This window comes from Streptomyces sp. NPDC048392 (genome assembly GCF_043200575.1).
GTDB lineage: Bacteria > Actinomycetota > Actinomycetes > Streptomycetales > Streptomycetaceae > Streptomyces.
The window spans coordinates 61,434-86,840 of record NZ_JBICYB010000003.1; the positions used below are offsets into that span (position 1 = coordinate 61,434).

Here is a 25,407-nt window from a genome sequence, read left to right on the forward strand (position 1 = left end):
CTTCCAGATCGGCGGCGCGGGGGCCCGCGCCGGTAATCCACTATCTATCAGGCAGGCTCCCTGATAGTTTACGCGGCGCAGTGCCGCGACGGAGGGGTGGACGATGAGCGCAGTGATCTACGGGCAACGCGAGGTGCGGCGCGCCCGGTACGCCGTGGCGGCCGTGTTCGCCGTGCACGGCGCCGTCACCGGCTCCTTCGCGACCCGCGTGCCCTGGATCCAGGACCACGCCCAGGTGAGCGCGGGCCAGTTGGGGCTGGCGCTCGCCTTTCCGGCGCTCGGCGCGTCCCTCGCCATGCCGCTGGCCGGCAGCGTCAGCCACCGCTTCGGCGCCCGTACCGCGCTGCGCGGCCTGCTGGCGCTGTGGACGCTGGCGCTGGTGCTGCCCTCGCTCGCCCCGAACCTGCTGACCCTGTGCCTGGCCCTGTTCGTCTACGGCGCCACCGCCGGCATGTCGGACGTGGCGATGAACGCGCTCGGCGTCGAGGTCGAGAACCGGCTGGACAAATCGATCATGTCGGGGCTGCACGGCATGTGGAGCACGGGCGCGTTGATCGGTTCGGCGGCCGGCACGCTCGCCGCGCACCTCGGCGCGGACGCCCGGACGCACCACGTCCTGGCCGCCGCGGCCCTGACCGTGACGGGCCTGGTCGCCTGCAGCTGGGTGCTGGACCTCCAGCCCGCCGAGGACGAGGACCCGCCGCCGCGCTTCGCGCTGCCGCCCAGGTCGGCACTGCTGATCGGCGCGGTCGGCTTCTGCGCGGTGTTCGCGGAGGGCGCGAGCCTGGACTGGTCGGCGGTCTATCTGCGGGACGAGCTGGAGACCTCGGCCGGTCTGGCGGCGGCGTGCACGACGGGTTTCACGCTCACCATGGCGCTGGCCCGGCTCGCCGGCGACAAGGTGGTGGACCGGTTCGGCGCGGTACGCACGGTGCGCGTGAGCGGTGTACTGGCCACCCTCGGCGGTCTGCTCGTCGTGGTCGGGGGCCATCCCGCGGTGGCGATGACCGGCTTCGCCCTGATGGGCCTCGGCATCGCCGTGGTCGTCCCGCTGTGCTTCGCCGCGGCGGGCCGCGCCGGTTCCAACCCGAGCCTGGCCATCGCGGGCGTCGCCACCATCACGTACACCTCGGGGCTGGTCGCGCCGAGCGCGATCGGCGGGCTGGCCCAGGCGACCAGCCTGGTGGTGTCGTTCGGTCTGGTGACGCTGCTGGCCTGCTGCCTGGTGGCGTTCGCGAAGGTGCTGCGGGCCGGGGACCGGGACCGGCCGAAGATCAGTCCGCCGGCCGCAGAAGTGCCCGGCCGGCAGTCCTGAAGGTGTCGCTCCACGGCGCCGGACGCAGCGTCCGCGAGTCCAGCCGCACCAGCACCCTGGTGCCGCGGGCGTAGGTCGTGGCACCGTCCGCCGAACAGAACCGGAAGCCGTAGGTCAGCCCGGTGGTGCCGAGCCGGTCCAGCCACAGGTGGACGGCGTACGCGCCCGGCCGGGTGACCGGCGCCTCATAGCCGATCGTCAGTTCCCTGACCGCGTTGCAGGCGTCGCCGGCCGCGGCCCAGTCGCCCTCGAACCGGAAGCCGTGCTCGGTCCACAACTCGGCCCAGGCCCGCTCGACCATGACGGGGTAGCGGGCGTTGTGCAGCAGGCCGAGCGCGTCCAGGTCGTCGAAGTGGACGGTGACGGGGACGAGCCGGCCGTGGGAGAGAACGGGGGCGGCGGGGGCTTCGGCGGTCACCGGTGGGGCTCCTGGTCCTGCTCGGCGGTGCTCACGTACGGCGGATCCCCTCCATCCTAAGCGGACGCTCAGCACACCGGCCGGGCAGGTCGCCGGGAAGGCGCTGGTCAGCGGGGGCGCGGGACGGGCACGGGCCGGCTACCCCTGACAATGGTCCGGACAGTCCTCACGTACAGAGAAAGCGACACCTCACCATGGACCTCGGCGTGCGCTGGAAGCTGCACGGTGACGGGCGCACGCCCGCACCCGGAGCGGTGGTCCGCCCCGACGAACGGCTCTCGTGGCCCCGTACGGCCGGGCTCGGCGCCCAGCACGTGGTGGCCATGTTCGGGGCGTCCTTCGTGGCTCCGGTCCTGATGGGCCTGGACCCCAACCTCGCGATCATGATGTCGGGCGTGGCGACCGTCATCTTCCTGCTCGCCACCCGCGGCCGGGTGCCCAGCTACCTCGGCTGTTCGCTCTCCTTCGTCGGCGTCGCCGCCGTCATCCGGGCCCAGGGCGGCACCAGCGCCACGGTGACCGGTGCGGTCCTGGTGGTCGGCGCCGCGCTGTTCCTGGTGGGGCTGGCCGTGCAGCGCTTCGGGGCGCGGATCATCCACGCCGCGATGCCGCCGATCGTCACCGGCGCGGTGGTGATGCTGATCGGCTTCAACCTGGCCCCGGTCACCGCCTCCACCTACTGGCCGCAGGACCAGTGGACGGCACTGCTGGTGATGCTGTTCACCGGTCTGGCCGTGGTGTGCCTGCGCGGCTTCTGGTCCCGCGTCGCGATCTTCCTGGGGCTCGTCTTCGGGTACGTCCTCTCCTGGGTCCTCGACCGGATCTTCGGGAAGATCCACTCGGTGGACGGCAGCGGCAAGGTCACCGACCACTGGCGGCTGGACCTCTCCGCCGTCGGTCGGGCCGACTGGATCGGGCTGCCGTCCTTCCACGGACCGAGCTTCGAGTGGTCGGCGATCCTGGTGGCCCTGCCGGTCGTCATCGCGCTGATCGCGGAGAACGCCGGGCACGTCAAGGCGGTCGGCGAGATGACCGGCGACTCCCTCGACGACAGGCTCGGCACGGCGATCTCGGCCGACGGCGTCGGCTCGATGCTGTCCACGGCGGTCGGCGGCCCGCCCAACACCACGTACTCCGAGAACATCGGTGTGATGGCGGCGACCCGGGTCTACTCGACGGCCGCCTACTGGGCGGCGGCGGGCTTCGCCCTGCTCTTCGGCGTCTGCCCGAAGTTCGGCGCGGTCGTGGCCGCGATCCCGGGCGGCGTCCTCGGCGGCATCACCGTGATCCTCTACGGCATGATCGGGCTGCTCGGCGCGCAGATCTGGATCAACGCCGAGGTGGACCTGCGCAACCCGCTGAACCTGGTGCCGGCCGCCGCGGGCATCATCATCGGCGTCGGCAACGTCAGCATGGAGTTCACCGACACCTTCTCGCTGAGCGGCATCGCGCTCGGCACCCTGGTCGTCATCACCGGCTACCACGCGCTGCGGGCCTTCGCCCCGGCCCACCTCAAGAGGCAGCAGCCGCTGCTGGACGAGGGCACGTCGTCGTACGACGAGAAGCCGGACGAGGAGAGGGACGAGACGGACGGGGAGACGGACGGGGAGACGGACGCGAACACCGGGGACGGCGGTTCTCAGCGCGCCAGGTCGTAGGCGTACGACGGGGTGAACGTGCCCGGCGCCCCCTTGCAGCCGTCCGACTCCCCCGGCAGCTTCACCCACAGGTAGGCGTCGACGCGCCCCATGCCGGTGCTGAGGGTCGGTGCGTGGCCGATCTTGCGGCCGGCCGGGTCGCACCACTCGCCGTCGGGCGGGGCGCCGTTGCCGTTGCGGCTGGTGTCGATGACGGCGCCGAGGCTCGCCGAGCCGCCGAGGGCGTCGAGGACCGCGCGGTCGTAGGCGACCTCGTCGGCGGTGGCGTGGAAGTTGGAGACGTTGCTGAAGATGCCGTCGGACGAGGCGGCCGAGGCGGCACCGGCCCGCTCGAGCCACCCCGCCTGCTTGGCGGGCGCGTGCCAGCCGGAGTGGCCCGCGTCGAAGTAGACGCGCGCCCTGGGATTGGCGTCCTTCATGACGCGCCCCGCCCGCGCCAGCGACGCGAAGCGGTCGGCGCGCTCACCGGTGGACAGGCACTCGGACTGGGCGACCGAGTCGGGCTCCAGCACGACGATGACGTCGCCGGAGCCCAGCCCGGCGGCGAACCGGTCGATCCAGGCGTCGTAGGCGTCCAGGTCGGGTGCGCCGCCCTCGGAGTGGCCGCCGCAGTCGCGGTCGGGTATCGCGTACGGGACGACGACCGGCACCCGGCCCCGGGCGGCGCCCGCGGAGGTGACGGCGCGGACCCTGGAGGTGATGGTGGCCGGGGTGTGGTCGGCGAACCAGACGGCGGCCGGACGGTCGGCTATCCGCGACGCGATGACGTCCTGGCGCGGGTCGCCGGGGTGGGACCGGACCCACTCCAGGACCTGGGAATCCGGATGCCGGTAGAGGCGGGTGGCGGCGGCCGTGGTCCGGGGCCTCTGCGCCGCAGCGTCCTCGGACGTCTTCTCCGGCGAGGCTCCGGGGCCCGTCTTCCTCGCCGTCGGCGAGGAAGAGGCGGACGGTGACGGCGACGGCGACGGCGGCACCGACGGTGCCGGGGACGGGCTGCCCGGCGGGGAGTCCGGGCGCGGTGACCGCGTCACCTGCGGCCGGGCTTGCTCGGCGCCGCGGCCCCCGTCGTCGCCGGGCGCGGTCAGCATGCCGGTCGCGGTGCCCACCGCGACGACGACGGACGCCACCGCGACCATCGCGCCCCGGCCGGCGGCGCTCCTGCGCCCGGCCCTGCGAGCGGCCGGGCGCCGGGCACGAATGCCTGACACGTACGGTTCCCCCTCCCCCGCACGGCGGGCGCTTTCCCCCGTTCTGGGGAAGCGTCGGGCCCGCCGGCAGTGCCGTCAGCCTAAAGCTGCGACCCTGCGGCCATGGCGCACTGCGAGCAAGTCCCGACGCCCGCCCTGACGGTGGACACGGTCCTGAACCGGATGCGCGCCCTCGAAGCGGCACTGCCGGGCCGTGACGGGGTGGCGGTCTTCAACCGCGTCTACCTGGCCGTCACGGAGGCCGTCGACCGGCACATCGACCACGGCCGGTTCACGGACGCCGGGGCCGCGATCGCCCTGGACGTGCGGTTCGCGGAGCGCTATCTGGCCGCCGTGGACGCGGCGGAGGAAGACCGCCGTCCGCCCGCCTGCTGGCGCCCCCTGTTCCAGTTCCGCCGCCATCCCGGAGTACGGCCGCTGCAGTTCGCGCTGGCGGGCATCAACGCGCACATCGGCCACGATCTCGCGCTGGCCGTGGTGGACACCTGTCGTACGCTCGGCTGCGAACCCGTCGACCTGGAGGACGAGTTCGACCGCGTGGGTGATCTCCTCGTCTCGCTGGAGGAACGCATCCGCGACGAGCTGATGCCGGGCCCCGACCTGCTCCGTATCGCCGACCCGCTGACCCATCTGCTCGGCTCCTGGAGCCTGGACCGCGCCCGTGAGGGCGCCTGGACGGCGGCCCGGGCACTGTGGGCGCTGCGCCGGCTGCCGGACGTCGCCGGGGAGCTCACGGAGCGGCTGGACGCGGCGGTGGGCTTCGCGGGACGCATGCTGCTCACGCCGCTGCGGGGCTGATCCGCCCCCTCCGCCCGGTGTGCGCTCCGGGGACACCCGTGCTGCCCTCGCTGTACGTCGCCCCCATGGGCGACATCGCACCCCGACCGCGAAGGAGCAACCCGATCCTGCTGGCGGCGGGCAGCGGCAGGGCCAGGCGTCGCCTGGTCGACCACGCCGACGGCCGGCTGCCGACCGGCACGGGTGCCGAGGCCGTCGCCGAGCAGTGGCGGCGACTGCGGGACCTGGCCGCCGAACGGGGCCGTACGGAACCGATCCGGACGGTGCCGCGGGTCAACGCCCGCTACAGCGCGGCGCACCACGAGGGCTCCGGCCGGCGCCCCTTCCAGGGCGGCGTCGACCAGATCGTCGAGGACCTGGCCGCGCACGCCGGGACCGGCCTCGACGAGATCCTCGTGGACCTGCAGAGCGGCACGCGGGACGCCGAGGAACTCAAGGACGTCGCGGCCCTCGTGTACGAGAAGGCGAGGGCGGCCGGGATCTAGGCCCCGGGCGTGGGACTCCTAGTCCTCGGGCAGTTCCACCGGCGCGATCTCCCCGTACAGGTCACCGGGGCCGGGGTTGGTCGCGTCGGTCTCGCCGCCGAGGTGGTGCATGACGCCCCAGACCGCGTTCAGCGCCGTCTGGACGGCGCCCTCGGCCCAGCCGGCCGTCCAGGAGATGTCGTCGCCGGCGAGGAAGATGCCCCGCTTGTCCTCGGGCAGCTCCTCCTGCATGAAGTGGGTGAACAGGCGCCGCTGGTAGCGGTAGTGACCGGGCAGGTTGGCCTTGAACGCGCCCATGAAGTAGGGCTCGTTCTCCCAGGAGACCGTCACCGGGTTGCCGATGACGTGCTTCCTGATGTCGACCTTCGGGTAGATCTCGCCGAGCGACTTGAGCATGACCTCCATCCGCTCGCCCGCGGACAGCGGCAGCCACTTCAGGCTGTCGTCGCACCAGGTGTAGGAGAGGCAGATGACGGCGGGCTTGCCCGGACCGTCGTCGAGGAGGTAGGTGCCGCGGGTCATCCGGTCGGTGAGCGTCATCGACATGACGTCCCGGCCCGTGTCCTCGTCCTTGTCCAGCCAGAAGGGCCGGTCGACCGGCACGAAGAGCTTGGAGCTCTCCATGTAGTGGGTGCGCTCGATCGCGGTCCAGTGGTCGATCGGGAAGAGCGAGTCGTCGCAGGCGATCTTCGAGAGCAGCATCCAGGACTGGGCGGTGAAGATCGCCGCCCGGTACGTGCGGATGTCGCCGTCGGCGTCGGTCACGGTGATCCGGTTGCCGGCGGTGCGGTGCAGCCGGGTCACGGCCGGGCGGGGCTCGCCGTCCGTGTGCAGCGATTTCAGGGAGGTGCCGTGCGGCCAGTGGACGATCTTCTCCGGCTCGCGCTCCCAGAGCCTGAGCGGCAGCTGCTGGGAGCCGCCGACTATGCCGCGGTGGTGGTCGTCCGCCTCGGTGTAGACGACGCGGAGGATCTCCAGGATGGAGTTGGGGAAGTCGGTGTCCCAGCCGCCGGTGCCGAAGCCGACCTGGCCGAAGATCTCCCGGTGCCGGAAGGACTTGAAGGCCTCCGAGTCGCACAGGAAGCCGTAGAAGGTCTGGTTGTCGAGCTTCTCCACCAGCTTCGCCCAGATCTCGCGGATGCGCGGGACGTCGCGCTCGCGCAGGGCGCGGTTCATGTCGGAGAAGTCGGCGCCCTCCTCGAGGCACTTCGCCCAGGCCTCGGCCACGTCCCGGTAGACCTGCGGCAGGTCGTCGAGCGTCTCGGCGTAGTGCGACTCGCCCTTGAGGTCGACGACGGTCGACGGCGTCGCCTCGGAGAGCGGGTTGGGGAAGGCCCGGGTCCGAAGGCCCACCAGGTCGATGTAGTGCTGGAGGGCGGTGGACGACGGCGGGAAGCGCATCGCGCCCATCTCGGCGGTCAGCGAGGGGTCGCAGCCGTCGAAGCCGACGGTCCGCAGCCGGCCGCCGATCCGGTCGGCCTCGTAGACGACGGGCCTGAGGCCCATCTTCATCAGCTCGTAGGCGGCGACGACGCCGGACAGACCACCGCCGATGACGGCGACCTCGCCGCCGTGCTCGGTCGCGGGTATCTGACCGAGGCCCGCCGGGTGGGCGAGGAAGTCGTCGTACGCGTACGGGAAGTCCGGTCCGAACATGGTGATCGGCGGCTGCTGCTCGTCTGCGTGCTCGATCGCGTTGGGCACGGTGGACGTCATGGGGTACGGACTCCTTGCACGGGTGGAACGGGCGTCGGGACTCTCGGTTCGCGTCTGTGGCCTCCGGGCTCGGGCCGCCTGTGTGTTCAGGCGAGGGAGCCGTAGAGGCCGGGGCGGCGGTCCCGCAGGTACGGGTTGGTCTCGCGCGATGCGGCGAGGAGGGCCGGGTCGACGTCGGCGAGGACCAGTTCCTCCTCCCGCCCGGCGCGGGCGCGGGCGGTCCCGTCGGGGCCGGCGAGAGTGGAGAGGCCGACGAACTCGAACTCGCCCTCCCGGCCGGCGCGGTTGACGTACGCGACGTACATCTGGTTCTCGAAGGCCCGCACCGGCACGACGGACTCGGCGACGAACTGGAACGGGTGCATCTGCGCGGTCGGGACGAGCAGCAGGTCGGTGCCGGCCAGGGCGTGGGCGCGGACGTTCTCCGGGAATTCCACGTCGTAGCAGATCATCAGGCCGACGGTGACACCGTCGAGCCGCGCCTGTACGACGGGCTGCTCGCCGGGGGTGAAGTGGTCGCGCTCGAAGCAGCCGAAGAGGTGGGTCTTGCGGTAGCCGGCCAGGCGGGTGCCGTCCGCGGAGATCAGCTGGACGGAGTTGAAGACGCTCTCGCCGGCCCGCTCCGGGTAGCCGTAGGCGATCGCGAGGCCGTGCCGCCCGGCGATCTCCGCGACGGCGTCGGCCCAGTCGCCGTCGGCGGGCTCGGCGAGGGCGCCGACGGCGTCGCCGATCGCGTATCCGGTGAGGAACAGCTCGGAGGTGACGAGCAGCGCGGCCCCCGCGGCGGCGGCGCGGCCCGCGGCCTCGTCGAGGACCTCGAGGTTCTCGGCGACGGAACCGGGCCGGCCGGAGCTCTGGAGCAGGGCGGTGCGCATGCGTGTTCCTCACCGGTGGGAGGGGGTCGGGGGGCCAGATAGACGGTACGGTCGGCGGCCTCGGCGGGACAAGAAGGACCTGTTGCGCGCCGGTGAGCGGATCGTTGCGTCCGTGCGGCGCCCCGCGGCGATTCGTTGTGCTCCCGGTACGGCGGCGCCCTCAGCGGCTCCTCCCGGGGAGGCGGGCGCCGCATGCCCTCCCCCGCCGTGCGGCGGAGAGCGCTCCCTCAGCGGCCCGATGTGACGGGAGTACGGCGCCGGAGCAGTGGTGACCGTCCTGACCCCGACCGGTCGGCGGCGCCGGTCCGGTCCAGCTCGTGAATCAATGCCGCCGGGCCATGGCGCCGATGCCGGACGGCGCCCGGCTCCCCGCCCAGCGGTCTGCCGCCCGCGGCTCGGTGTGGCCCGCTGCGGCCTCGGCCGCCCCTGCTCCCGCGGTCACGTGGGCGACCCCGACGAGAAGCGTCGCAGCAGTGGCGAGAGCACCAGCACGGACTTGGTCCGCTCCACGAACGGCTCCCCGGCGATCCGCTCCAGGACCCGCTCGAAGTGCCGCATGTCGGAGGCGAAGACCTGGGCGACCGCGTCCGCGTCCCCGGTGACGGTGGACGCGGCCACGACCTCCTGGTAGCGCTCCAGGCCCCGCTGGATGGTCTCCGGCGAGGTGTTGCGGCGGCAGTGGATCTCGACGAACCCCTCGGTCTCCCAGCCGAGCGCGGCGGGGTCGACCCGTACGGTGAAGCCGGTGATGGCTCCGGTCGCGCGCAGCCGGTCCACGCGCCTTTTCACGGCGGGCGCGGAGAGGCCGACCGACTGCCCGATGTCCGCGTAGGAGCGGCGGGCGTCCTCGGCGAGGGCGTGCACGATGCGTTCGTCGAGATCGTTCAGCACTGCGGGTCGTTCACTTCACTTCTGGTGCGTCCGGGCCGCTGACGGGTCCGGCGTGGCGAGTCGGGAGCGGCGGTGGCCGTACACGAAGTAGAACACGAGCCCGACGGCCATCCAGACACCGAAGACCGTCCAGGTGACGGTGGACAGGCTGCCCATCATCCAGACGCAGAGGGCGAGGCCGATGGCCGGCAGGACCGGCGACAGCGGCACCCGGAAGGTGCGGCGCATGTCGGGACGGGTCCGGCGCAGCACCACGACGGCCACATTGACCAGGGCGAAGGCGAAGAGGGTGCCGATGCTGGTGGCGTCGGCGAGCTGTCCGAGCGGGACGGCGGCGGCGAGGACGCCGCAGAACAGCGAGACGATCAGCGTGTTGGCGCGGGGGGCGCCGGTCCTCGGGTGGACCTTGGAGAACACCTTGGGCACCAGCCCGTCGCGGGACATGGCGAACAGGACGCGGGTCTGGCCGTAGAGGACGGTCAGGACGACGCTGGCGATGGCGACGACGGCGCAGAACGCCAGGAGGGTGCCCCAGAAGCTCTGCCCGGTGACGTCGGTCATGATCTGGGCGAGGGCGGCCTCGGAGTCGGTGAACCCCTTCCACGGCTTGGCACCGACGGCGACGGCGGCCACGAGGACGTACAGCACGGTGACGATGACGAGGGAGAGCATGATCGCGCGGGGCAGGTCGCGCTGGGCGTTCTTCGCCTCCTCACCGGCGGTGGAGGCGGCGTCGAAGCCGATGTACGAGAAGAAGAGCGTCGCGCCGGCCGCGCTGACGCCGGCCATGCCGAGCGGCATGAAGTGCTCGTAGTTGCCGGAGCGGAAGCCCTGCACGCCGATCACGCAGAACAGCACCAGCGCCGCGATCTTGACGACGACCATGACCGTGTTGGCGCGGGCGGACTCACTGGCGCCGCCGAGCAGGAAGGTCATGGCCAGGAGCACGACGATCAGCGCGGGCAGGTTGAAGAGGCCGCCGTCGCCCGGTGGCGCCGACAGGGCGGCGGGGAGGGTGACGCCGATGGTGCCGTCGAGCAGCTCGTTCAGGTACTCGCCCCAGCCGACGGCGACGGCGGCCACGGACACGCCGTACTCCAGGACCAGACACCAGCCGCAGACCCAGGCGACCAGCTCACCCATGGTGGCGTAGGCGTACGAGTACGAGGACCCGGCGACCGGGATGGTGCCGGCCAGTTCGGCGTAGGACAGGGCCGAGAAGAGCGCCGTGAGACCGGCGATGACGAAGGAGAGCGTGACGGCGGGACCGGCCTTGGGGACGGCCTCGCCGAGGACGACGAAGATACCGGTGCCGAGGGTGGCGCCGATGCTGATCATCGTGAGCTGCCAGAGGCCGAGGGAGCGGCGGAGGCTGCCGCCCTCGCCCTGGCCGCCCTCCGCGACCAGGCGTTCCACGGGCTTGCGGCGCATCAGGCGGGCGGCCAGGCCCGGGGACGTGGGGCCGGCCGATGTGTCGTGGTGCGGGGGTGCGCCTTGGTCGGGCACGCGTTGACTCCTTTGTCGCTGCCGGTCGCGCCGTCGGGGGTGGGCGGACGGGCTCCCGGCGGGCCTGGGAGCGGCGGGGGCCGGGCGGGCGCGCTCGTGCCGAACGGGGACCCGCCGAGCGGGGTCCCCGCCACGCCACGTACAGCGCAGAACATTACGAGCGGGGCGGGGCGCCGGTAATGCGGCAACCTTGCGCGTCCGGGCACGATCGTTGCGTTCGGCGGGGCAGGGCGCACGTTCGTTGCGCGGGAGGTGTGCGGCGTTGTTGCTCAGGGTGTGCGGCGTTGTGCCGGGGGTGGCGGCGTTGTGCCGGGGATCGGCAGGTGGTGGGTCGGGACCGGTCGGTGGCTGTCCGGCTCGCCCGCGACGACGCGCGTCTTCGACGCGTCCGCCGCGTCGGAGCCGATGTCTCCGGGCCGGTCGAGGGCGCCTCCGGAGCGTCGGTCCGGCGCAGGAGGGCCTCCACGGGCCGCCTGCTTGCCGGTGGCGGGCGCGGCCCCCGATCCGCGGCCGGGAGGCGCCCGCCCCACGGGCGGCACGGGCGGCACGGGCGGCACGGGCGGCGGGCCGGCGCCCGTGGGCGGTCGTGCGGGCGACCACCTCGCTCAGGGCGAGGAGTCCGAGGAACTGGGAGGGAGCGACGGGCCTCGTCGCCGCCCCGCAGCCGGCGGGGGACTCACGGGCGCGCAGTGCGTCGAGGGGGCCACGGCGGTCGGCAGGGTGTGCCGGGGCCCGGTGCTCCGCGGTGTCGTCATGCGTCCGGCGTCGTGCGTCCGGCGTCGTGCGTCCGGCGTCGTGCGTCCGGCGTCGTGTGGGGGTGGCTCGACCTCGAGCCACCCCCCACACGCCCCGCGCGCCCTGCGGGGACACGGCATCCGGACTCGGGCGCGGGTCAGCTCCAACTGGCGTGCAGCGGCTTGCCCTCGGCGTAGCCCGCGGCGCTCTGGACGCCGACGACGGCCTTCTCGGCGAACTCCTCCAGGGAGCCGGCACCGGCGTAGGTGCAGGACGAGCGGACTCCCGCGATGATCGAGTCGATCAGGTCCTCGACGCCGGGCCTGGCCGGGTCGAGGAACATCCGGGACGTCGAGATCCCCTCCTCGAACAGCGCCTTGCGGGCCCGGTCGTACGCCGACTCCTCCGAGGTGCGGTTGCGCACCGCGCGCGCGGAGGCCATGCCGAAGGACTCCTTGTAGGCGCGGCCGTTGGCGTCGTGCTGGAGATCGCCCGGGGACTCGTAGGTCCCGGCGAACCAGGAGCCGACCATCACGTTGGACGCGCCGGCCGCGAGGGCCATGGCCACGTCGCGCGGGTGGCGGATGCCGCCGTCGGCCCACACGTGCTTGCCGTACTTCTTCGCCTCGGCGGCGCACTCCAGGACGGCGGAGAACTGCGGCCGGCCGACGCCGGTCATCATGCGGGTGGTGCACATGGCGCCGGGCCCCACGCCGACCTTGATGATGTCGGCGCCCGCCTCGATCAGGTCCCGCACGCCCTCGGCGGAGACGATGTTGCCCGCGACGATCGGGACCTGCGGGTCGAGGTCGCGCACCACCTTGACGGCACTGATCATCGACTCCTGGTGGCCGTGCGCGGTGTCGATGACGAGGGTGTCCACGCCCGCGTCGAGGAGCTGCTCGGCCTTGCCGGCCACGTCGCCGTTGATGCCGACGGCGGCGGCGACGCGGAGCCTGCCGTTCGCGTCGACGGCCGGGGTGTACAGCGTGGCGCGCAGGGCGCCCTTGCGGGTGAGGATGCCGGCGAGGCGGCCGTCCTTGTCGACGGCGGGCGCGTAGCGGCGGTTGGCGGCGTCGAGGGTGTTGAAGGCCTCGCGCGGGTCCATGTCCGCGTCGATGAGGATCGGGTCCTTCGACATGACCTCCTCGAGCTGGGTGAAACGGTCCACGCCGCTCAGGTCGGTGTCGGTGACCACGCCGACGGGCCGGCCGTCCTCGTCGACGACGACCCCGGCGTTGTGCGCCCGCTTGGGCAGCAGGGACAGCGCGTCGGCGACGGTCTGGTGCGGGGCCAGCACGATGGGGGTGTCCAGGACGTGGTGGCGGCTCTTCACCCAGGAGACGACGTCGGTGACGACCTCGATCGGGATGTCCTGCGGGATGACCACGAGGCCACCGCGCCGGGCCACCGTCTCGGCCATCCGCCGGCCGGCGATGGCGGTCATGTTGGCGACGACCAGCGGGATGGTGGTGCCCGTGCCGTCCGGGGAGCCCAGGTCCACGCCCTGCCGGGAGCCGACGGCGGAGCGGCTCGGCACCATGAACACGTCGTCGTACGTCAGGTCGTACGAGGGCTGGATGTCATTCAGGAAACGCACGTGCTGCACATCCCAGTCGATCAGAGGTCGCCCCCGGACAGGTCAGCCAGGGGGAAAGAGCACGTACCTCATTGTCCCACGGCCGACGGCCCGCAACCCCCGGGCAGATCATCCAGGCTGGCCAGCTGCTTCCTCGGAGGAACCTCCAGGGCCGAGGGTGACGAAGAGTCCCGGGCCGCGGTCGGTCGCCTCGGCGAAGACCTCCTCGGCGACGGCCCACTCGTCCGGCCGCGCCTCGGCGTACGCCCGCCACCCCCGCAGGACGAGGACCAGCCCCCGGTCCGCCGCGTCCCCGGGCCAGACGGAGGGGTCGGCCAGGGAGTCGGCGAGCGCGTCCCAGTCCCGGCCGGACCCGTCGGGCAGCGCCAGGTCACGGGCGCAGCGGTCCATCAGGCCCGCCTTGTCCGTGACCCCGCCGAGGTCCAGGGTGACCACGAGCCGCCCCGCGGAGTCCTCGGTCATGCCGCTCCCCTCCCTTGACCCGACCACGCTCGACGCCTCGTCAGATCCCGTCGGGGTCCGTTCGGTTGAGCGTCGACTTCGGTGCCGAGCCCACCGTCATCAGGTAGTCCGCGGCCGACGTGTCCGTCACCAGGCTGGTGACCAGCCCGGAGCGCAGTACCGCGTCGATGGCCGCCGCCTTGCGCTGCCCGCCCGCGATCGCCACGACCTCGGGGATCCGGCGGAGCTGGTCCGCCTTGACCGTGATGCACCGCTCCCCCAGATCCCGTCCGACCCGGCGCCCCTCGGCGTCGAAGAGGTGCGCGGACATCTCCGCGGCGACCCCGAGCGAGGCGTAGTGCGCCCGCTCCTCGTCGCTGAGCATGTCGTGCACCGTGGAGATGCCCGGCTCCCAGGAGCCGATGGAGACACAGGCGACCGTGACCTTGTCGAAGTACTCGAAGGCCCGGGCGATCCCGGTCTGGTGCCGCAGCGCCTGCGCGGTGGCCGCGTCCGGCAGCAGCATGGGCGCGTAGATGGGGTGGGCGTCACCGCCCGACACCTGGGCGGCGCGGCGGACGGCCTCGACCGAGCCGCGCTCGGCGGTCCCGGCGTCGTACACGCCCGTCAGCTGCACCACCGTGCACGGCGGCAGCCGGTCGAGCGCCGCCGCCATGTGGATGGTGGAGCGGCCCCAGGCCAGGCCCAGCACATCGCCCTCGTTGACCAGCTCGCCGAGCAGGTCGGCGGCCACCTCACCGAGGTTCTCCGGATCGGGCGTCTCCTCGGCGTCGGCCGGGGACTCCACCACGACGGCGTGCCTGAGGCCGTAGCGGGCCCGCAGAGCGTCCGAGCGCTCGGCGTCCAGCTCGGCCGGCACCCGGATCTCGATTCGTACCAGGTCCCGCTCCAGGGCGGTCTCGAGGACCCTGGCCACTTTGAAGCGGCTGACGCCGAACTCCTCCGCGATCTGGATCTTGGACTTGCCCTCCAGGTAGAAGCGGCGGGCCATGGCCGCCGCCTGGACCAGCTCAGCGGGTCCCATCCGCATGGCTGAACGGCCCGCCGACATACCCGACACGGCGATCTCCTCACTGCTGTTCACACTCTGGATACGCCGTTCATCCTTGCAGATCCGGCGCACTTGATCAGCCCTGATGGGAGCCGTTCACGTTCTGTTCCTCAGTGGTCGCACGACCAGGATGCCCCCGCGGTCGCCGCCGCCGCCTGCGTGCGCAATGCACGTACCGCCTCGGCCGGGTCGGACGCCCCGTACACGGCGGATCCCGCGACGAAGACGTCGGCGCCGGCGTCGGCGCACCGTTCCACCGTCGATGCCGACACCCCTCCGTCGACCTGGAGCCAGAGCTCCAGACCGTGCTTCTTGATCAGTTCACGGGTCCGCCGGATCTTCGGGAGCATGATGTCGAGGAACGCCTGCCCACCGAAGCCCGGTTCAACCGTCATGATCAGGAGCATGTCTAGCTCGGGGAGCAGATCCTCGTACGGCTCGATCGCCGTCGCGGGCTTCAGCGCCATGGACGCGCGGGCGCCCTGGGCCCGGATCTCCCGCGCCAGCCGGACCGGCGCGGCGGCCGCCTCGGCGTGGAAGGTGACGGAACCGGCGCCCGCCTCCACGTACTGCGGCGCCCAGCGGTCGGGGGCCTCGATCATCAGATGGCAGTCCAGCGGGGTGTCCGTCGCGCGGGCCAGGGACTCCACGACCGGCACACCGAGCGTGAGGTTCGGGACGAAGTGGTTGTCCATGACGTCGACGTGGAGCCAGTCGGCTCCCTCGACCGCCTTGGCCTCGTCCGCGAGGCGGGCGAAGTCGGCGGACAGGATGCTGGGGTTGATCTGCGGGACCATGACCCCAGCCTGCCATGTCCTCCGGGGTGAGCGGGCGGGGGTCCTCGGGTGGGGCGGCTGTTCCGCGGACGCCGGTCGTGGAGAGTCGCTCGCGCGGCTCCCCGCGCCCCTCGCGGAGCGCGCTCAGCCTGTGCCGCATACCGGCAGTTTCTGGGGCTCGCGGAGGCGTTCGAGTTCCTCGAGGCGGGTGCCGAGCTCGTCCGGGTCGGCGAAGACGCGCAGTACCGCCTGGTGGAACGCGTCCCGGGTGGTACGGGGCATCGCGTCGGAGGCGTCCCAGCAGCGGGCCCGGCCGGGCTCACGCAGGATCGCCCCGATCTCCCGCTCCGTGGCGTCCTGTCCGCTGTCCGCTGCCGCCGCCCGGTTCGCCGTGTACTCCGGCAGCGCGGTGCCTGGGTCGGCGAGGTAGCGGATCAGCCGCTCGGCCTCCGGGGTCGGGTGCAGTACGGCCGCGAGGTCCCCGGAGACCTCCCAGGCGCCGGCGTCCGGCCCGGCCCCGGGGGCGACCTCGGAGAAGTGGACGTAGTCCCCGCCCGCCTGCCGCCAGTGCCCGGCGCGGAAGGAACCCTGGTGCTCCAGGCGGCCCGGCCCGCAGTCCGCGCCGAACGCGGTGGTCAGCTCTGTCTCGACCCGGGCGCCGTCACCCGCGCCCACCATGCCGGCCCAGGTCGTCCAGGCCCTGCGTACGGCGTCGGCGGTTCACGGCAGCGAGCCGTCGGCCCAGTCCTCGTACACCCGTGGGCCGGCCTGCTGGAGCAGGATGTCCTCCACCCAGTCGGTGCCGGGCCAGCCGGAGGTCGCGCCGGACTCCATGCCGGCGCACCACCGGGCGGGAGGACCGGCCGACTCCGCCGTGGGCGCCTGTCCCGCGTACCACACCATGCTCTTCAGGCCGGTCTTCACGGGCAGCCAGTAGGTGTGGGCGCCCTGCCCCGGGACGGTGACCCGGGGTGCCCAGAACCGGTCGTAGTCCGCGGCGTCGAAGAGGTCGTCCAGCGGGTGGAGCCGGCCGTCGACGGCGTAGGCGAGCAGTTCGCCGGGGCCTGGCAGCACCGCCACGTCCGGCGGGTCACCGGCCGCTATGTCGGCGGCCAGCACCTGGCTGAGCGCGGAACTGCCCTGGTAGACGACGTCGATCCGGTACTCCTCCTCGAACGGCTCGATGACGTGCTCCTCGAACTGTTCGCGCTCCGTGCCGCTCCAGTTGGCGAGCAGGGTGACGGAGCCCTGCCAGTCGCGCGCCCAGCGCACCCCGGCGAACACACCGGCGCCGAGCAGGACCAGACAGACGCAGAGGATGCCGAGCGCGCGGTTCCCGGGGCGGCTCATCGCGTTCCCCGGAACCGGTACTCGGCGATCCACGGCCACAGTCCCCACACCGTCAGTGCCACCACCACGACCCCTCCCAGCAGTATCCAGCCGGACAACGAGGCCCAGAACCCGGCGTCCGCGAGCGCGCTCTGCACCTCGTCGGCCACCTCGGGGATGGCGTCCGGGTCGGCCGGCGGCACCCGCACCTCGGCGACGGACCCGGTCATCGCGCGGTGCGCGGAAACGGTGTTCCGGGCCAGCACCGGCACGCCGAGGGCGCACACCGCGGTGGCCGCCAGCAGCCTCGGGTGGAGGGGCCGCCGGAAGCGGCGCCGCAGGAACCGGTGGGTCTCCAGCAGTGCCCCGCACAGGGCCGCGTACAGCACCGCGACCGCGCTCCAGCCGAGCCACAGCTGCCAGGGGAAGGCGGCCTGCCGCCGGGCCTCGGCGAGCTGTTCGCCGCGCAGGGAGTCGAGGCGGCTCATGATGTCGCCCTCGGTTCCCGGTTCGGCGTCCAGGCCGAGGACCTTCTCGGCGTAGTGGAGGTAGGCGGCGCGCAGCGGGGAGCCGTCCGGCTCGCGGCCCCGGCGTTCCACCCAGCCCGAGTAGACGGCGATCAGCCCGGTGACGGTCTGGACGTCGTGCCGGCCCGCGAGGCCGGTGACGTTCTCCGAGGCGGCCAGGGCAAGGCTCTGCTGGGCGACCGAGATCTGGGTGAGGAACTCGCCGCTGGTGTCGCCCCCGGCGCCGCTGTCGCGGACCACCCGGTGGGCCTGGCGCAGCGCGCTCTGCGCGGTGTCGACGGCGACGATGCCGGGAGCGCTCGCGGTGGACAGCGGAACGGTGTCGTCGTGCACACCCCGGTAGGCGAAGAACAGGGCGAGGGTGGCCGCGGTCGCCAGGACCAGCAGCAGTCTGAGTCTGCGGGTCAGGTCCCGGCCGGTGGTGCTCACGGCCACTCCTCGAAGCGGTGGCGGCAGGACGGGCAGAACCGGGCGGCCGCCGGGGCCGTGTTCGAGCAGACCGGGCAGCGCACGGTCGCTCCGCCGCCCGCTCCGCCGCCCGCAGCGGTGCCCGCAGCGGCGCCCGTGCCGGTGCCTCCGCCGGGCGCGGGACCGTAGGTGCTGTGGCTGCTCGCGGTGATCAGGTGCTGGAAGTCGACGGCCGTCACGTCGGGACGCAGGGTGACCCGGCCCGTCTGCGCGTCGTCGATCCGCACCAGCCGGGCCAGCCGGCCGAGCTGCTCCTGGGCGTCCATGGCGTGGGCGAGTCGCGCGGCCCGGCCCAGTTGGCGCTCGGCCAGGTCGGGCTGCCCGCGCCGGTGGGCGTCGGTGGCGGCGGCGACGGCCTCGCCCAGCCGCTGGTGCTGCTCGAAGTGCTCGACCTGGACGTCGGTGTGCCGGGACAGGGCCGGATCGTCGGTCCAGTGCACCAGGCAGGGCTGCGGCGGAGGCAGCCGCACCTCGCCGCCGGGTACGTCGACGGCGACCACGGCGAGCTGGAGGTCCTCCTGGCGCGGGCGGCCGGACGGGTCGGCGGACAGGCACAGCTGATAGCGGCGCATCTCGTCGCCCCAGGCCCGGGTGACGAACCGGCCGGTGCCGTCCTCGGCGGTCAGCTCCGCCTCGGTGGGGAAGACCTGTTTGAGGTAGCGCACGGTGCATCCGGGCATCGCGGTCACGGAGATCGTCAGCTCGGGGACGGTCTTGGTGAGCAGCCGGTTCATCAGCCGCTCGTACTCCCCCGGCAGGGCCGCCTCCTCGCGCACCGAGGACGCGCTGCCGTGCAGCCGGCGGGTGATCCGCAGCAGTTCCTGGCCGTCCCAGCCGTCGCCGATGCCCCAGGCGTCGCAGACGAAGCGGCCCGCGCACTCCTCCAGCACCCGGGCGAGCGGCAGCTGCTCGTCGTGCTGGTTCTTGCCGTCGGTGAGCAGCAGGACGTGCCCGATGGGCGCGTCCTGTTCCGTCAGCAGTCGGCGGCTCAGGTCCAGCCAGGCGCCGATGCAGGTGCCGCCGCCCGCGACCGTCTCGCGCACGGCCCGCTCCGCCTGCGCCCGGGTGCGGGCGGAGGCCCGGGCCATGCGCGGGGTGTCCGGGTACACCACCTCCGCCCGTTCGTTGCCGCGGACCACCGCGAAGGGGGTGCCGTCGGGCAGCTTGCGCAGGGCCGCGACCGCCGCCTGCTGGGCCGCGTGCAGCTTCTCCACCGGCCAGGTCATCGAGCTGGAGCAGTCCATGGCCAGGACCTCTGCGAGCACGGGGCCGCGCGGACGGGCGGCACCCCCGGTGCCGTCCACGCGCACGCTGAGTATGGCGTGCATCCGCGGATCGCTCGCCTCGCCGGACAGGTACTTCCACTGGCTGATCTCCAGTCCGGCGGATGCCCGCCCGGCCGCCCCGCCCGCCTCCGGTGTCCCCGTCTCCACGGTGTGCCCGCCCCCTCGCCCACGTCGTCGCCGCCCGGCCCCGTCACGCGCTCACGCCGTTCGTCGCCACCCCCGCAGCAGCTCCCGCAGCCCGGCCGGTTCCGGGAGCACCGCGTACGCGGTGTCCAGCAGGTCGCCGCGTTCGCCTGCGCTGCCCGCCTGGCCGGCGAGGCGCTTCAACGACTCGCAGAGCAGCCTGCGCAGTGCCTCCTCGGTGTCCTGCGGGCCCAGCAGCTCACCGGCGGGGAACCCGCTCCCCCAGCCACCGGGCGGGCGGCAGGCGAGCGCCTGCTCCCGCAGCTCGGTCACCAGCCGGTCCCAGGAGCCGCTGCCGTCCAGGTGCAGCCCGGCGAGCCGTTCGGCGGCCTCGCGCAGCTCGGCGGCGATCGGGCCGGGTCCGCCGGGCAGCCGGCCGGCCAGTACCCGCACCGCCGCGACGCGTGCGGCGTCGTAGTGCCGGGAGGTGGTCGGCACCTCGTCCAGTACGTCGACGGCCCGGCGGCGGCCGCCGCGGCGCAGTCGGATGCGGGCCAGTCCGAAAGCGGCGCTGCCCTGGGCGGGGTCGCGCCGCCGGACGGCCTCGTAGAACTCCTCGGCCCGCGCCTCGCGGGCCCGCGCCCGTGCCACCTGCGGCTCGCCGGGCGCCGAGCGGACCGGCACCGTCCGCACGGCCGCGCGGCCGGCCCGCCGTACGCCGGGCTCCCGCAGGTCGGGCTCCAGCAGCCGCTCGGCCAGGTACTCGGCGCAGTACCCGAGTGCCAGCTTGGGCGCCGCCTCGCCGGGCAGCGCCTCATAGACGGCCGCGAACTCGCCCTCCGCCTCGTCCACCGCGCCGCGCGTGAGATGGACCAGACCCCGGTGCCAGGAGATCCTCCAGTCGTAGTCACCGCTCCACCCCTTGGCCCGGGCGGCCCACTCCTCGGCGCGCCCCGCGTTGCCCGCCTCCAGGTAGGCGCGGCACAGCCACAGCGCCGTCTCCACGGTACGCAGCGCCGGGTCGCCCTGGGCCCGTTCGGCCACGCGGTCGGGGGTGTCCGCGGCGAGCCCGCCGAGCAGTACGGCCGCCGCGTCCGAGGCGTCGGGCAGGGGGACCGGCAGAGCGCGTGCCGTCGCCCTGGGGTCGGGAGCGCCGGCCGGCAGCTCCGGTGCCCGGGTGCCGGTGCGTCCCGTCCACCACTGGAGCGCCGGGACCGTGCCGAGCGCGGCGCCGAAGACCGCGGCGGTCGGTTCGAACCGGGTGGAGCGCTCGGGGTACGGTTCGTGCCCGCCGAGCGCCTGGTGCTCGCGCAGCACCTCCCACAGCTGGCGGGACATCTCGGCGGCGGAACGGAACCGGGCGACGGGCTCGGGGTGGGTGGCCCGGCGGATCAGCGCCTCGAAGGAGCGGGCGGCCAGACCGGCGGGCGGGGTGGCCCGCTCGGCGAGCGCCTTCATGGTCCGGCCGACGGTGTACAGGTCGCTGTCGACGCCGAGACCGCGCCGGTCGCGTTCCCTCTTCGGCGGGGCGTAGCCGTGGGTGTGGACCAGCCCGGAGGAACGGTCGTCGATCCGGCGGATGGCGCCCAGGTCGATGACCTTGATCTCACGTCCGTAGTGGATGACGTTCTCGGGCTTCATGTCGCAGTAGAGCAGGCCCTGGTCGTGCAGGTACTCCAGGGCGCCGAGGATCTTGCAGCCGTAGGTGATGACGTGCCCGAACGAGAGGCCGCCGGCGCCGAACAGCCGTGTCAGCTCCCCCTCCGGGGCGAACCGGATCCAGGCGAGGGAACGGCCGCCGACGTACTCCATCACTATGTAGCCGGTCGGTTCGGCGTCGCCGGGCGCCCGGTGCTGGACATGGGTGACGATGCGGACGATGTCACGGTGGTGGAGCGTGGTGAGCGAGCGGCGCTCCTCGACCGCCGCCCGCCGGGCCACGGCGTCGCCGGTGTTGATCAGCCCCTTCAGGACGACGTGCAGGCCGGGCACCCGTGTGTCCTCGGCCAGGTAGACCCAGCCGTGGCCGCCGACGGCGAGATAACCGAGCACCTCGTAGTGCCCGCCGACCCGGTCGCCGGGACGCAGCTTCGGCCGGAAGGAGTACTCCTCACCGCACTCCGGGCAGAATCCGTGGTCGGGCGCGGGGCCGCCGTCGTAGGAGACCCCGATGACGCCGGTGCAGTCGCGCACACCGCAGCGCCGGCCTCCGGTGGGGGGCCGGGCGACGGTGTCGGCGGCCTCCGAGGGGTCCGGGGAGGGCAGGGGAGGCAGAACCAGCAGTCCGTCGCGGTCCAGCTCCCCGGCGGACGGGGTCGCGGAGCCCTGCGGCGGCTCTTGCGGTGGGACGGCCGGTGCGACGCCCGGTGCCATGGCCGGGGCGGCGGCCTGTGCCGCGGGGGGCTCGGGCGCGAGGGGCCGGCGGAAGCAGGTGTCGCAGAATCCGGTGACCATGATCTGGCCGCCCCGGCAGTCGGCTCTGACGCACGCTGCCCCGCTCATGCCGGGGGCTTTCCGTGCGGCCGTGCGTCGGGCCGCGGCGGTCCCGGTCTCATCGCGCGTTTCCTTCGCCGTGGTCGTCGCCTCCGCGAAGGCCTTCGACCGCGCGGAGGCCTTCGACCGCGCCGTGGCCGTCGACCCGCCGGGTGTAGGCGTCCACCGCCGCTTCGGCCGCACGCACGTCGCAGGGCCTCGCCCGAAGCAGTGCGTGGGCCCGTAGGTAGAGGTCGTCCACCTCCGGGTCCTCCTCGCCCTGCAGGGAGTGCTGGTGCAGGACGTGGTAACTGCGCAGGCGGCCGGTGAGTTCGTCGCGCCGGTCGCGGAGCCGGTCGAGCGCCGCGGCACTCGTCGCCAGCCGGTCGGCGACCCGCTCGGCCAGCCGCTCGTACCGGGCGAGGTCCGCGCCCCGGCCGGGGGCGTGATCAGCGGTGCGGCCGGGGCCCGCGTCGCGGTCGTCGTCCGCGCGGAGCAGGTCGGCGAGTGCGGCGTGCGCGGCCACCAGTTGCGAGTCGAGGGGCCGCCCGCCCTGCGCCACGACCACCGCGAGACGTTGGTGCAGCTCTTCGGCGAGCGGCCCGGTGATCTCCCTCAGCCGCCCGACCAGCCGGGCCCGGCGCTCCCGCGCGGGCCGGGTGAGAAGGAGGTCGTGAGCGCGGCGGTGGCAGTCCCCGGCGGTGCGGAAGACCAGCAGCAGCCGGCTGCCGCCTGCGCGCAGCACCTCCAGCAGGTCCAGGAGGGGGAACGGGTCGACCGCCTCGTCGACGCCGACCACGACCAGGTTGAGGGTGGCCTTCGAGGCGCGGATGCGGTCGAGCGGGGGGTCCTCCGGGTGCTGCCGAAGCCCCATGCGGTCGGCGATCCGCTCGGCCACCTCGGCGGCGGTCGTCCCGCTCGCGTCCACGGCGAGGTCGTGGCCGCCGGCCGACGGAACGGTGTCGGGCGGGTCGAGGGAGGCGCGGTCGACGGAGACCGGGGTGCGCAGCTCCCGGTCGGCGAGGGTGATGGCGCGGCGCAGCGTGGCCGCGCGTGCGGCGTCGCCGGGCCGGACGACGCTGATCTTCACCTGGTTGCCGTCGTCGCGCAGCCAGGCGGCGAGGCGCTGGGCGAACGGCTCGTCGAGCGGGGCGCGCAAGGCGCCGTCGTCGGCGGGGAGCAGCCGCTCGTCGACGGCCGCGGGCCCCGCGATGTGCGGCTTGAGCCGGGGCAGGTGACGGGCGATGGTCTCGGCGGGACTCATGAAGGAGAACCGGTTGCCGTGCTGGTCCAGCTGGCCGCTGAGCACCATGCCGATGACCTCGCCGGTCCGGCTGTCGGCGACACCCGCGCCGCTGCATCCCGGGCTGGCCAGTTCACCGGCGCTGACCGGGCTCAGCTGCATCTGTCCGTCGCGTCCGCAGCCGCCGACGACGGTGGAGCGGAACCAGATGCCGCCGTTGTGGGCGTAGGGGAAGCCGTACATGCGCACCTCGCGGCCGGGTGCGGACAGCCGGTGGAGCCGTACCGTCTCCTCCACCGGCCGGGGCCGCTCCAGCCGCAGCAGCGCCACGTCCCCGCTGGGATCGCCGTCGGCGTCCCGCGTTTCCGGCACGTAGGCGGTACCGTCCACCCGGGCGGGAACCGCGGGCACGCTGTGGTCGGCCGCGCCGACGAACTCCGCGGTGATCCGGGCCGCCGCACGGTCCACCACGTGCGCGCAGGTGAGCACGTGACCGGGGGTCAGCAGAATGCCGGCCCCCACGATCTCTCCGTCCGCTCCCCGAATCCGCACCGCCCAGCTCGGCGTACCCGTCAACGAGGCGGCCGGGACTCCCCCGCCAGCAGCCATGACCGAACTATACGGGCGCCTGCTCCTGTCGCATACTGGTGCGACGAGAGCGAACGGCCCTTGTACGGAGGCGAATTGTCGAACGAACCGGGGTTCGTGGGGCTGGCCGAGGTGATCCGCCGGATCCGGGGCGAGCTGGAGGAGGCCCGTGCCGAGGCGGAGGGCCGGGCCCTCGGCTTCACGGTGGAGAACGTGAGTCTGACCTTCACCGTGCAGGTCCACCGCTCGGGCAGCGGCCGCGGCGGTGTCCGGATCGGCGTCGTCACGGCCGAACTGGGCGGCTCCGTCGACCGCCAGACCACCCACCAGGTCCAGGTGGACCTGAAACCGGAACTGGCGGGCGGTGAGCGGGTGAAGGTGAACCGGGGCTAGAACCGGGGCTAGCCGTACCGACGCACGGCGCGGTTCACGCGGTACGGCGGACGAGCGCCAGATACATCGCGTCCGTGCCGTGCAGATGCGGCCACAGCTGTACGTCGGGTCCCTCGCCGACGTCCGGTACACCGGGCAGCAGCGGCCGGGCGTCGAGCAGCTCGGTGCCGGGGTGCTGCTTGAGGACGTCCGCGACGACGGCTCGGGTCTCGGCGAGGTGGGGCGAGCAGGTCGCGTAGGCGACGACTCCCCCGATCCGTACGGCCTCCAGAGCGCCGCGCAGCAGCCCGCGCTGGAGCGGGGCGAAGCCCTCCAGGTCCTCGGGCCGGCGCCGCCAGCGTGCCTCGGGGCGGCGCCGCAGGGCGCCCAGGCCCGTGCACGGCACGTCGACCAGGACGCGGTCGAAGCTGCCGGGCCGCCACGCCGGGCGGGTCCCGTCGGCGGCGATCACCTGGTACGGCCCGGGACTGCCGTCCAGCGCCCTGGCCACCAGGCCGGCGCGGTGCGGCTGCTTCTCGGAGGCGAGCAGGAAGGCGCCCCGGCCGGCGGCCAGCGCAGCGAGGAGCGCGGCCTTGCCCCCGGGCCCCGCGCACCCGTCCAGCCAGCGCCGGTCCGGCCCGTCCAGGGGCGCGTTGGCGAGGGCCAGGGCGACCAGCTGGCTGCCCTCGTCCTGCACACCGGCGCGGTTCTCCCGTACGGCCTCCACGGCCCCGGGTTCACCGCCCTCGCTCAGGCGCACCGCGTACGGCGACCAGCGCCCGGGTACGGCGGCCTCCTCGCCGAGCAGTTCCTCGCGGGTGGACCGCCCGGGCCGCGCGACGAGCGTGACCTCTGGGCGTTCGTTGTCGGCGGCCAGCAACTCCTCGATACCGGCCCGGCCGCCGCCCAGCGAGTCCCACAGCGCGGACACGACCCAGCGCGGGTGCGAGTGCACGACGGCCAGGTGGTCCTCGGGGTCCTCGTCGTAGGGCGGGGCGACCCGCTCCAGCCACCCGTCGAGATCGTCCCGCGCGACCTTGCGCAGCACGGCGTTGACGAACTTGGCCCGCCCGTCCCCGAGCACGACCCGCGCCAGCTCGACGGAGGCCGACACGGCGGCGTGGCTCGGGATCCGCGTCCCGAGCAACTGGTGCGCGCCCAGGCTCAGGACGTCGAGGACGGGTGGGTCGACCTCGCGCAGCGGCCGGTCGACGCAGTCCGCGATGATCGCGTCGTAGGTCCCCTGCCGCCGCAGCGTCCCGTACACCAGCTCGGTCGCCAGGGCCGCGTCCCGGGCGTCGAACGTCTCGGGCCCCGCCTGCTCGCGTGCCTTGCGCAGCAGGGGCGGCAGGACGAGGTTGGCGTACGCGTCCCGCTCGTCCACGGCCCTGAGCGCCTCGAAGGCGAGGATGCGGACGGGGTCCTTCTGAGGCCTGCGGTACGGCTTGCCGGGTTTGCGGGGACGACGAGGCTGCTCGCTCACGAAAAAGGTGCTCCGGGTGTGG

The 25,407-nt window shown here is 73.7% G+C and carries 22 protein-coding genes; 5 read left to right on the top strand and 17 right to left on the bottom strand.

Annotated elements, in window-relative coordinates:
• Positions 1 to 103 precede the first annotated feature (103 nt).
• Positions 104 to 1,315 carry an MFS transporter gene (locus ACGFYH_RS06490; RefSeq protein WP_393802005.1) on the top strand — a complete coding sequence of 404 codons (1,212 nt, stop codon included), beginning with the start codon at positions 104 to 106 and terminating at the stop codon, positions 1,313 to 1,315.
• Here the strand turns inward: ACGFYH_RS06490 and ACGFYH_RS06495 are convergent.
• Entirely contained in the window at positions 1,275 to 1,733 is a 459-nt protein-coding gene (locus ACGFYH_RS06495; protein ID WP_393802006.1) for an acyl-CoA thioesterase, read from the bottom strand. The genes ACGFYH_RS06490 and ACGFYH_RS06495 overlap by 41 nt on opposite strands.
• A 194-nt stretch (positions 1,734 to 1,927) precedes the next feature.
• Here ACGFYH_RS06495 and ACGFYH_RS06500 point away from each other — a divergent pair, with 194 nt between their 5' ends.
• A complete protein-coding gene (locus ACGFYH_RS06500) occupies positions 1,928 to 3,391 on the top strand; it encodes a uracil-xanthine permease family protein (protein WP_393802007.1) in 1,464 nt (487 codons plus the stop codon).
• On the opposite strand, the gene ACGFYH_RS06505 is transcribed toward ACGFYH_RS06500, so the two are convergent.
• Positions 3,373 to 4,527, bottom strand: a complete 1,155-nt coding sequence (locus ACGFYH_RS06505; protein ID WP_393802299.1) for a glycoside hydrolase family 6 protein — start codon at positions 4,525 to 4,527, stop codon at positions 3,373 to 3,375. The two genes, ACGFYH_RS06500 and ACGFYH_RS06505, sit on opposite strands and share 19 nt — an antisense overlap.
• A gap of 174 nt (positions 4,528 to 4,701) precedes the next feature.
• Here ACGFYH_RS06505 and ACGFYH_RS06510 point away from each other — a divergent pair, with 174 nt between their 5' ends.
• On the top strand, positions 4,702 to 5,397 hold the full coding sequence (locus ACGFYH_RS06510) for a DUF5995 family protein (RefSeq protein WP_393802008.1): 696 nt from the start codon (positions 4,702 to 4,704) through the stop codon (positions 5,395 to 5,397).
• 65 nt (positions 5,398 to 5,462) lie between these two features.
• Positions 5,463 to 5,882 carry an LLM class flavin-dependent oxidoreductase gene (locus ACGFYH_RS06515; RefSeq protein WP_393802009.1) on the top strand — a complete coding sequence of 140 codons (420 nt, stop codon included), beginning with the start codon at positions 5,463 to 5,465 and terminating at the stop codon, positions 5,880 to 5,882.
• 18 nt (positions 5,883 to 5,900) lie between these two features.
• Here ACGFYH_RS06515 and ACGFYH_RS06520 read toward each other — a convergent pair whose 3' ends face one another.
• From ACGFYH_RS06520 to ACGFYH_RS06585, 14 genes are all read right to left on the bottom strand, one after another.
• The gene (locus tag ACGFYH_RS06520) at positions 5,901 to 7,598 is read right to left on the bottom strand and encodes a flavin monoamine oxidase family protein (protein ID WP_393802010.1); all 1,698 of its coding nucleotides are present in this window, start codon (positions 7,596 to 7,598) and stop codon (positions 5,901 to 5,903) included.
• Positions 7,599 to 7,684: 86 nt separating this feature from the next.
• Positions 7,685 to 8,473 carry a carbon-nitrogen hydrolase family protein gene (locus tag ACGFYH_RS06525; RefSeq protein ID WP_393802011.1) on the bottom strand — a complete coding sequence of 263 codons (789 nt, stop codon included), beginning with the start codon at positions 8,471 to 8,473 and terminating at the stop codon, positions 7,685 to 7,687.
• A gap of 438 nt (positions 8,474 to 8,911) precedes the next feature.
• Positions 8,912 to 9,364, bottom strand: coding sequence for an Lrp/AsnC family transcriptional regulator (locus ACGFYH_RS06530; protein ID WP_217164272.1), 453 nt, complete (start codon positions 9,362 to 9,364; stop codon positions 8,912 to 8,914).
• Between the two features lie 15 nt (positions 9,365 to 9,379).
• The gene (locus tag ACGFYH_RS06535; RefSeq protein WP_393802012.1) at positions 9,380 to 10,870 is read right to left on the bottom strand and encodes an amino acid permease; all 1,491 of its coding nucleotides are present in this window, start codon (positions 10,868 to 10,870) and stop codon (positions 9,380 to 9,382) included.
• An 892-nt stretch (positions 10,871 to 11,762) separates the two neighbouring features.
• The gene (locus ACGFYH_RS06540; RefSeq protein WP_393802013.1) at positions 11,763 to 13,205 is read right to left on the bottom strand and encodes a GuaB1 family IMP dehydrogenase-related protein; all 1,443 of its coding nucleotides are present in this window, start codon (positions 13,203 to 13,205) and stop codon (positions 11,763 to 11,765) included.
• 108 nt (positions 13,206 to 13,313) lie between these two features.
• Positions 13,314 to 13,667 (bottom strand): barstar family protein, encoded by a 354-nt coding sequence (locus ACGFYH_RS06545; protein ID WP_393802014.1) that lies wholly within the window; start codon positions 13,665 to 13,667, stop codon positions 13,314 to 13,316.
• Positions 13,668 to 13,707: 40 nt separating this feature from the next.
• Positions 13,708 to 14,751 (bottom strand): sugar-binding transcriptional regulator, encoded by a 1,044-nt coding sequence (locus ACGFYH_RS06550; RefSeq protein WP_003977362.1) that lies wholly within the window; start codon positions 14,749 to 14,751, stop codon positions 13,708 to 13,710.
• Between the two features lie 77 nt (positions 14,752 to 14,828).
• The gene (gene rpe / locus ACGFYH_RS06555) at positions 14,829 to 15,515 is read right to left on the bottom strand and encodes a ribulose-phosphate 3-epimerase (protein WP_393802015.1); all 687 of its coding nucleotides are present in this window, start codon (positions 15,513 to 15,515) and stop codon (positions 14,829 to 14,831) included.
• Between the two features lie 123 nt (positions 15,516 to 15,638).
• Positions 15,639 to 16,172, bottom strand: coding sequence for a hypothetical protein (locus ACGFYH_RS06560; RefSeq protein ID WP_393802016.1), 534 nt, complete (start codon positions 16,170 to 16,172; stop codon positions 15,639 to 15,641).
• A gap of 42 nt (positions 16,173 to 16,214) precedes the next feature.
• Positions 16,215 to 16,844 carry an extracellular solute-binding protein gene (locus ACGFYH_RS06565; RefSeq protein WP_393802017.1) on the bottom strand — a complete coding sequence of 210 codons (630 nt, stop codon included), beginning with the start codon at positions 16,842 to 16,844 and terminating at the stop codon, positions 16,215 to 16,217.
• Entirely contained in the window at positions 16,841 to 17,779 is a 939-nt protein-coding gene (locus ACGFYH_RS06570) for a hypothetical protein (protein ID WP_393802018.1), read from the bottom strand. The genes ACGFYH_RS06565 and ACGFYH_RS06570 overlap by 4 nt, the downstream gene beginning before the upstream one ends.
• On the bottom strand, positions 17,776 to 19,251 hold the full coding sequence (locus ACGFYH_RS06575) for a VWA domain-containing protein (protein ID WP_393802019.1): 1,476 nt from the start codon (positions 19,249 to 19,251) through the stop codon (positions 17,776 to 17,778). The genes ACGFYH_RS06570 and ACGFYH_RS06575 overlap by 4 nt, the downstream gene beginning before the upstream one ends.
• A 51-nt stretch (positions 19,252 to 19,302) precedes the next feature.
• Positions 19,303 to 21,729: a tetratricopeptide repeat protein gene (locus ACGFYH_RS06580; protein WP_393802020.1), complete on the bottom strand. Its 2,427-nt coding sequence runs from the start codon at positions 21,727 to 21,729 to the stop codon at positions 19,303 to 19,305.
• A 49-nt stretch (positions 21,730 to 21,778) separates the two neighbouring features.
• Positions 21,779 to 23,551, bottom strand: coding sequence for a serine protease (locus ACGFYH_RS06585; RefSeq protein WP_393802021.1), 1,773 nt, complete (start codon positions 23,549 to 23,551; stop codon positions 21,779 to 21,781).
• Between the two features lie 75 nt (positions 23,552 to 23,626).
• On the opposite strand from ACGFYH_RS06585, the gene ACGFYH_RS06590 reads away from it, so the two are divergent.
• On the top strand, positions 23,627 to 23,923 hold the full coding sequence (locus ACGFYH_RS06590; protein ID WP_393802022.1) for a trypco2 family protein: 297 nt from the start codon (positions 23,627 to 23,629) through the stop codon (positions 23,921 to 23,923).
• Between the two features lie 34 nt (positions 23,924 to 23,957).
• Here ACGFYH_RS06590 and ACGFYH_RS06595 read toward each other — a convergent pair whose 3' ends face one another.
• Positions 23,958 to 25,385: an RsmB/NOP family class I SAM-dependent RNA methyltransferase gene (locus tag ACGFYH_RS06595; RefSeq protein ID WP_393802023.1), complete on the bottom strand. Its 1,428-nt coding sequence runs from the start codon at positions 25,383 to 25,385 to the stop codon at positions 23,958 to 23,960.
• Between the last annotated feature and the right edge of the window lie 22 nt (positions 25,386 to 25,407).

Coding starts and splice junctions, on each gene's coding strand:
- ACGFYH_RS06490 (WP_393802005.1), top strand. CDS start 104: ATGAGCGCAGTGATCTACGGGCAACGCGAGGTGCGGCGCGCCCGGTAC.
- ACGFYH_RS06500 (WP_393802007.1), top strand. CDS start 1,928: ATGGACCTCGGCGTGCGCTGGAAGCTGCACGGTGACGGGCGCACGCCC.
- ACGFYH_RS06505 (WP_393802299.1), bottom strand. CDS start 4,527: ATGGTCGCGGTGGCGTCCGTCGTCGTCGCGGTGGGCACCGCGACCGGC.
- ACGFYH_RS06510 (WP_393802008.1), top strand. CDS start 4,702: ATGGCGCACTGCGAGCAAGTCCCGACGCCCGCCCTGACGGTGGACACG.
- ACGFYH_RS06515 (WP_393802009.1), top strand. CDS start 5,463: ATGGGCGACATCGCACCCCGACCGCGAAGGAGCAACCCGATCCTGCTG.
- ACGFYH_RS06520 (WP_393802010.1), bottom strand. CDS start 7,598: ATGACGTCCACCGTGCCCAACGCGATCGAGCACGCAGACGAGCAGCAG.
- ACGFYH_RS06525 (WP_393802011.1), bottom strand. CDS start 8,473: ATGCGCACCGCCCTGCTCCAGAGCTCCGGCCGGCCCGGTTCCGTCGCC.
- ACGFYH_RS06545 (WP_393802014.1), bottom strand. CDS start 13,667: ATGACCGAGGACTCCGCGGGGCGGCTCGTGGTCACCCTGGACCTCGGC.
- rpe (WP_393802015.1), bottom strand. CDS start 15,515: ATGGTCCCGCAGATCAACCCCAGCATCCTGTCCGCCGACTTCGCCCGC.
- ACGFYH_RS06560 (WP_393802016.1), bottom strand. CDS start 16,172: ATGGTGGGCGCGGGTGACGGCGCCCGGGTCGAGACAGAGCTGACCACC.
- ACGFYH_RS06565 (WP_393802017.1), bottom strand. CDS start 16,844: ATGAGCCGCCCCGGGAACCGCGCGCTCGGCATCCTCTGCGTCTGTCTG.
- ACGFYH_RS06580 (WP_393802020.1), bottom strand. CDS start 21,729: ATGAGCGGGGCAGCGTGCGTCAGAGCCGACTGCCGGGGCGGCCAGATC.
- ACGFYH_RS06585 (WP_393802021.1), bottom strand. CDS start 23,551: ATGGCTGCTGGCGGGGGAGTCCCGGCCGCCTCGTTGACGGGTACGCCG.